Annotated in this window: 7 protein-coding genes and 1 tRNA gene; 3 read left to right on the plus strand and 5 right to left on the minus strand. The window is 70.0% G+C overall.

Features of this window, described 5'->3' with window-relative positions; all coding sequences use genetic code 11:
• The first annotated feature begins 244 nt into the window (after positions 1-244).
• A complete protein-coding gene (locus ACTHJJ_RS05000; RefSeq protein ID WP_440301836.1) occupies positions 245-1,621 on the plus strand; it encodes a serine hydrolase domain-containing protein in 1,377 nt (458 codons plus the stop codon).
• Here the strand turns inward: ACTHJJ_RS05000 and ACTHJJ_RS05005 are convergent.
• The 5 genes from ACTHJJ_RS05005 to upp form a co-directional block, all read right to left on the minus strand.
• On the minus strand, positions 1,591-2,331 hold the full coding sequence (locus ACTHJJ_RS05005; RefSeq protein WP_440301837.1) for a YggS family pyridoxal phosphate-dependent enzyme: 741 nt from the start codon (positions 2,329-2,331) through the stop codon (positions 1,591-1,593). The genes ACTHJJ_RS05000 and ACTHJJ_RS05005 overlap by 31 nt on opposite strands.
• A gap of 192 nt (positions 2,332-2,523) precedes the next feature.
• On the minus strand, positions 2,524-4,026 hold the full coding sequence (locus ACTHJJ_RS05010; RefSeq protein WP_440301838.1) for an amino acid permease: 1,503 nt from the start codon (positions 4,024-4,026) through the stop codon (positions 2,524-2,526).
• A gap of 132 nt (positions 4,027-4,158) precedes the next feature.
• Positions 4,159-5,031, minus strand: coding sequence for a PH domain-containing protein (locus tag ACTHJJ_RS05015; protein ID WP_440301839.1), 873 nt, complete (start codon positions 5,029-5,031; stop codon positions 4,159-4,161).
• Positions 5,032-5,046: 15 nt separating this feature from the next.
• The gene (locus ACTHJJ_RS05020; protein WP_440301840.1) at positions 5,047-5,217 is read right to left on the minus strand and encodes a hypothetical protein; all 171 of its coding nucleotides are present in this window, start codon (positions 5,215-5,217) and stop codon (positions 5,047-5,049) included.
• A 103-nt stretch (positions 5,218-5,320) separates the two neighbouring features.
• Positions 5,321-5,959 carry a uracil phosphoribosyltransferase gene (gene upp / locus ACTHJJ_RS05025; protein WP_440301841.1) on the minus strand — a complete coding sequence of 213 codons (639 nt, stop codon included), beginning with the start codon at positions 5,957-5,959 and terminating at the stop codon, positions 5,321-5,323.
• 73 nt (positions 5,960-6,032) lie between these two features.
• On the opposite strand from upp, the gene ACTHJJ_RS05030 reads away from it, so the two are divergent.
• Positions 6,033-6,470: a nucleoside deaminase gene (locus ACTHJJ_RS05030; protein WP_440301842.1), complete on the plus strand. Its 438-nt coding sequence runs from the start codon at positions 6,033-6,035 to the stop codon at positions 6,468-6,470.
• 10 nt (positions 6,471-6,480) lie between these two features.
• A tRNA-Ser gene (locus tag ACTHJJ_RS05035) sits at positions 6,481-6,567 on the plus strand.
• Position 6,568: the final 1 nt, after the last annotated feature.

Here is a 6,568-nt window from a genome sequence, read left to right on the forward strand (position 1 = left end):
CTCGTGCTGAGCCGGCGCGGCGGTTACGGATAGTGGTCGTTCCGCCGCCCAGGAGGTATGCCGCCGACCTCGCCCACGCGGGACCGCGCGCTCAGTGCGGCCTGGCTGAGCGGCATACGGACGGGGTTTCGCCGGACGACCCCGATGTATGGCGCTGGCGAGCACTCCTGCAGACGAAATAGCGCCCCGAGCAATAGTGGTCGTTCACCGGAGCCTGCCTGCGATCGCACGATAGCGTCCGGCCATGTCTGGTCGTCGCCGCTGGACCCGCCGCGTCCTGCTCGGGGTTGTCGCGCTCATCCTCGTCAGCGTCGGCGGCGGCTACTGGTACGTCCGGCCGCTCCTGCTCACCGGGACCGGCTATGCCGCGCACAACGACTGCGCCGTGCGTGGCATCGCCGGCCGGAACGATCCGGAGGCTGACCTGCCGCCGAACCCTCTCGTGCCCTACCTGCGGACGATGTCGGCGATGGATGGGAGCAACGTGACGTCGACGGTCCTCGGCTTCTTCGCCGGGCAGACCGCCTACTACTCGGCGAGCGGGTGCACCCTCGGGGCGCCCAGCGCGTTCGCGTTCCCGGAGTCGCAGCAGGCCGTGAGCAGCACCCCCAACCCGTTTGCCAGTGGTGCCTCTCCCACGCTGACCCCGGAGCTGGACCGGCTCCTGTCGGCCGCCTTCGGCGACGACCTGCCCGAGACCCGCCGAGCCACGCTGGGGACGCGAGCGGTGGTCGTCGTGCACGACGGCCGGATCATCGCCGAGCGCTACGCCCCCGGCTTCACCGCCACGACGCCGCAGCTGGGCTGGTCGATGGCCAAGAGCGTGACCAACCTGCTGCTCGGGCGGCTCGTCGAGCAGGCGACGATCAGGGTCACCGACGACCACCTCCGGCCGGAGTGGACCGATGGCCGTGCGGCGATCACTGTCGACCAGCTGGAGCGGATGACGAGCGGCCTCGAGTGGAACGAGGACTACGACCTCGGCACGACGATCACCCAGATGCTCTACCTCGAGTCGGACATGGGTGGCTACGCCGCAAGCCAACCGCTCGGCCGGGATCCGGGAACCCACCAGCAGTACTCGAGTGGCTCGACGAACATCCTCTGCTCGGTGCTCAAGGACCGCACGGGGCTCGGCCCGCAGCTGGCGAGGCAGCAGTTGTTCGAGCCACTCGGGCTGTCGTCCGCCGTGTGGGAGACCGACCAGTCCGGCACCCCGGTGTGCAGCTCCTACCTCTGGGCCACGCCCCGCGACTGGGCGGCGATCGGCCAGTTCGCGCTGCAGGACGGTGCGTGGCAGGGCCGGCGCCTGCTGCCCGAGGGCTGGATGCAGCGGTCGACGACGGCGCTGCCGGTGCAGAGCAGCGAGGAGCAGGGCTACGCCGCAGGGTGGTGGGCCAACAGGCAGGCCGACGGCACCCTGGTGGACCCGGACCTACCCGCCGACACCTACTCGGCCAGGGGCCATGACGGGCAACGGCTCGTCGTCGTCCCGTCCGCGAAGCTCGTCGTGGTCCGGCTCGGCTTCAGCCCGAAGATCACCGAGCCCGCTGACCTGCGCGTCGACGACCTCGTCAAGGGACTCGTCGCTCAGTTGCCCCCGCCCACACCGGGCCAGTAGGCGTTCGGGTCGAGCCGCGCGCCGAAGATCGCCTGCCCGACCCGCACGCACGTCGCCCCGTGCTCGATGGCGAGCTCGAAGTCCCCGGACATCCCCATCGACAGCTCGGCCCAGCCCTCGCCGACGCCGACATCGTCGGCCTGCCGCAGCTGCTCCTGCAGTGCGACCATCCGCCGGAAGCACGCCGCCACCTTCTCCTCGTCGGACGAGAAGACCGCGAGCGTCATCAGCCCGCGGACCCGCAGCGAGTCGAACGCCCCCAGCTCCCGTGCGAACCCGACGACCTCCTCCGGCGGCAGCCCGAACTTGCTCTCCTCACCGGACGAGTTGACCTGGACGAGGACGTCGAGCCGGCGCCCCTCGGCCTGCAGCCGCTTGTCGAGCTCCTTGGCGAGCCGGAGCGAGTCGAGCGCCTGGAACTCACTGGCGAACTCGGCGACGAGCCGCGCCTTGTTGCGCTGCAGGTGCCCGATGACGGCCCACTCGATGCCGTCGACGTCCCGCAGCCTCTCCCACTTGTCGTAGGCCTCCTGGACCTTGTTCTCCCCGAACCGCCGACAGCCCACGTCATGAGCCGCGCGGATCTTCTCGATCGACATCGTCTTGCTGACGGGCAGCAGCCGGACGCTTGCCGGGTCACGGTCGGCGCGTCGGCAGGCGGCGGCGATCCGGTCCTCGACGGCACGCAGGTTGGCAGCGATGTCATCCATGGCGTCAGCCAAGCACATCAGGCGGCGCCCACGGGTTGCGGCCTCGCCCACCGAACGGCACGGCCGTGAGCGACCTGGCTGGTCCACCGCCCTGCCCGGCCGCGCGGTCCGTACGCGGGGACGAGCGGCCGCCAAGGGGTATGCCGCTGAGCCCGGCTCAGCGGCATACCGACCCTTCGTGGTGGCTGGGACTCAGCCCTCGTCGAGCATCTGCGGCATCCCGGAGTCGAGGGCGCCTGCCGCGTCACCCGTTTCGAGCCGGCTGTGGGAGCGCGAGTAGAAGAAGTAGATCGCGAACCCGAGCAGCATCCAGATGATGAACCGGAGCCACGTCTCGATCGACAGGTTGAGGATGAGGTAGAGGCAGAACAGCGCGGAGAGCCACGGCACGACCGGGCTGCCGGGCACGCGGAACGACCGCTTCAGGTCGGGGCGGCGCTTGCGCAGGACCGGGATCGCCAGCGAGACGAGCATGAACGCCGACAGCGTCCCGATGTTGACCATCTCCTCGAGCTTGCCGATCGGCGTGAGGGCGGCGACGAGGGCGACGACGATGCCGATGATCAGGGTGAGCCGGACCGGCGTGCCGGTGCGAGGGTGGGTCTGGCTCAGGCCGCCCGGCAGGAGGCGGTCGCGGCTCATTGCGAAGGTGACGCGGGTGGCGCCGATGAGCAGGGTCATGACCACGGTCGTGAGGCCCGCCACGGCCCCCGCGGAGATGAGGGTCGCGAAGCCGGACCGCCCCACGTCGAGGAACGCCGTGGCGAGCGCGGCCTTCGGGTCGATGTTGGGGTACTTCACCATCCCCGTGATGACGAGCGAGACCGCCATGTAGAGGATCGTGCAGATGATGAGGGAGCCGATGATCCCGATCGGGAGGTCACGCTGCGGGTTCTTGGCCTCCTCGGCGGTCGTCGCGACGACGTCGAAGCCGATGTAGGCGAAGAAGACGATCGCCGCGCCGGCCATGATGCCGAGCACGCCGAACGTCGCCGGGGTCATCCCGGAGACCCACTGGAGGACCGGGGTGGACAGACCCGAGGCGGCCTGGCCCGGGGACGACGGCGGGATGAACGGCGACCAGTTCTCGCGCTTGACGTAGAAGAGGCCGGCGATGATGACGAACAGGACGATGAAGAGCTTGACCCCGACGAGGACGAGGTTGACCCGCAGCGACTCCTTGATGCCCGCGGCGATGAGCAGGGTGAGGCCGGCGATGAGGACGAAGGAGAGCAGGTCGAAGTGAGAGCCGGGCCCGATCGATGGTGGCCAGGTGATGCCGAGCTGCCCGAGCAGGGTGACCAGGTACTCCGACCATCCCTGGGCGACGACGCTCGCGCCGAGCATCATCTCGAGGAGCAGGTCCCAGCCGATGATCCAGGCGACGAGCTCGCCGAGGGTGGCGTAGGAGAAGGTGTAGGCCGATCCAGAGATCGGGACCGTCGAGGCGAACTCGGCGTAGCAGAGGGCGGCGAGCCCGCAGACGATGGCGCCGATGACGAACGACAGGGCGATCGAGGGCCCCGCGTAGTCGCGGGCGGCCCGTCCGGTCAGGGTGAAGATGCCGGCGCCGATGATGACGCCGATACCGAAGACGGTGAGGTCGAGGGCGCTGAGTCTGCGCTTGAGGCGGTGGCCTTCCTCCTCAGAGGCGGCCAGGGTCTGTTCGATCGACTTGGTCCGTAGCAGGGTCATCCGAGCCTCCGGTGGTCGTGCGACTGCGTTGGCGACCCGCTACACGCTAGTGCAGAGCCGCAGACCCGGCTCGGCGGCCTCTGGCCCCCAAGGCCGGTCGGGCGGCGCGCCCGGCCACAGCCTGCGCGGGGGTCAGTCGCCTGAGTAGGGGTCGGAGTCGCGGTCGGAGCCGCGGTCGCGGCGCCGGGTCGGCCGCTGGGAGACCGGGCCCGTCTGGGGGCCGCGGCGGCGCTCGCGGATGTCCTCGCTCGCGTAGACCTGCTCGCCCCCCTGGATCGGCACGGCCCGGGACCACGAGCTGAGCCGGTCCTGCACCGGGCTGTGGATGGGCGGCACGTCTGGATAGTCCGCCGGGGTCCCGGAGAACGTGGCCTCGCCGTCGTCGAGAGCCGCGTCGGCGAGGTCATCGGCGTCGGCATCGAAGCCCGTGTCCAGGTCGTCGGCGCTCGACACGGGTTCGGCCTGCGCCCGCCGAAGGCTCTCCCCGAGCGGGTCGACGGGCCGGACGTGGAAGATCTCGGCGCAGATCGCGCGATACGTCTCGTCGGGGTTCGGCACCCAGTTGACGAACTTGAGGGCCTGGTCCTGGCCGGCGCTCTCCATGATGAACCGGCCGTAACCGAGCAGCTGGCCCGGGATGGACCGGACGTAGCTCATGTCGGTGACCTTGAGCAGCGGCATCATGGCGACCTTGTGCGTGACGAGCCCGTAGCGGAGGAGGAGGCGCTTGTCGGTCGCGAGGAACCAGTCATGCCGCCATTCGAGGACGCGCCAGCCGGCCCGGGCCACGAGGAAGCAGAAGGCGAGCCACACGACGGTCGCGATGAACTGGGTGGATGCGGTGATGTTCGAGTCCACCCAGAGGGCCACGACGAGACCGGCGACGGCGGTGGCGACCGGTTCGGCCACCCGGGCCCAGTGCTGGTGCACGGCGGCGACCACCCGCTCACCCGGCAGGAGGTAGGGGGCGAGCGCGGTCGGGATGTCGGGGCGGAGCAGGCTCATCGGCCGCCTCCTGGGTCAGGCGCGGTTCAGCAGGGAGTCGAAGAATCGGAGGATCGCGTTGAAGCCGTCGACGACGACGCCCCAGATGTTCTGGACGATGCCGGCCGCCTTGTCCGGCGACGTGAAGATCGCGTAGACGAAGAAGGCGGCGATCACCCAGAGGACGATCTTCTTGACCTTGGACATGGGGTACTCCAGACGGCGGGAGGGGACCGCGAGAGGGCATGGTCGCCCTGAGTCTGCCGAGCCGACGCCCCGGATCGGGGGAGGCTGGAGGGGTGTGTCGCGGTCAGACGACGCCGTAGAGGCGGTCTCCCGCGTCACCGAGACCGGGAACGATGTAGCCCTTGTCGTTGAGCCGCTCGTCGATCGTGCCGACGACGATTTTGACCGGGATCTCGCTGTCGGCGAGCTCCGTCTCGACGTGCTTGATGCCCTCCGGTGCGGCGAGCAGGCAGACCCCGGTGATGTCACGCGCCCCCCTGCTGCGCAGGTACTCGATCGCCATGACCAGGGTGTTCCCGGTCGCGAGCATCGGGTCGAGGATGAAGACCTGGCGACCGGTCAGGTCCTCGGGGAGACGGTTGGCGTAGGCCGAGACCTGGAGCGTGTCCTCGTCGCGGATCATGCCGAGGAAGCCGACCTCGGCGCTGGGCAGCAGCCGGACCATGCCCTCGAGCATCCCGAGCCCGGCCCGGAGGATGGGCACGATGATCGGCTTCGGGTTGGCGAGCTTGATCCCGGTCGTCGCGGCGACGGGCGTCTCGATCTCGAACGGCTCCGTGCGGACCTCGCGGGTCGCCTCATACGCGAGGAGGGTGACGAGCTCGTCGGCGAGGCGGCGGAACGTCGGGCTGTCGGTCCGCTTGTCCCGCAGGTAGGTGAGCTTGTGGGCGATGAGCGGGTGATCCGCGACGTGGACGTCCATGGGGGAAACTTATCGCGTGAGACAGCCAGCCGAGGCCGCCACGGCCGTCCCGCCCGAGACGTACGAGGAGTGGATGGAGGCCGCCCTCGAGCTCGCCGAGCTCGCGGCCGGCTCCGAGGACGTGCCGGTCGGCGCCGTCGTGCTCTCCCCGGAGGGTGAGGTGATCGGGCGTGGCCACAACGTCCGCGAGGAGCAGGCTGACCCCACGGGTCACGCCGAGATCGTGGCCTTGCGCGAGGCGGCCCAGCGCATGGGGGTATGGCGCCTCGAGGGCTGCCGCCTGGTCGTGACGCTCGAGCCGTGCGTGATGTGCGCCGGTGCGGCGATCGCGGCCCGGCTCGAGCAGATCGTCTTCGGGGCCTGGGACCCGAAGGCGGGGGCCTGCGGATCGGTCTGGGATCTGACCCGCGACCCCCTCGCGATCCACAACGTCGACATCGTCGGGGGAGTGCGCGCGGAGGAGGCGGCGGAGCTGCTCGTCGATTTCTTCGAGGGTAGGCGGCTCGGGTAAGGTCTCCCCCGGTGGCGTGTCCGAGCGGCCTAAGGAGCACGCCTCGAAAGCGTGTGAGGGGGCAACTCCTCCGTGGGTTCAAATCCCACCGCCACCGC

The sequence above is a fragment of the Intrasporangium sp. genome (assembly GCF_051961875.1).
Taxonomy (GTDB): Bacteria; Actinomycetota; Actinomycetes; order Actinomycetales; family Dermatophilaceae; genus Intrasporangium_A.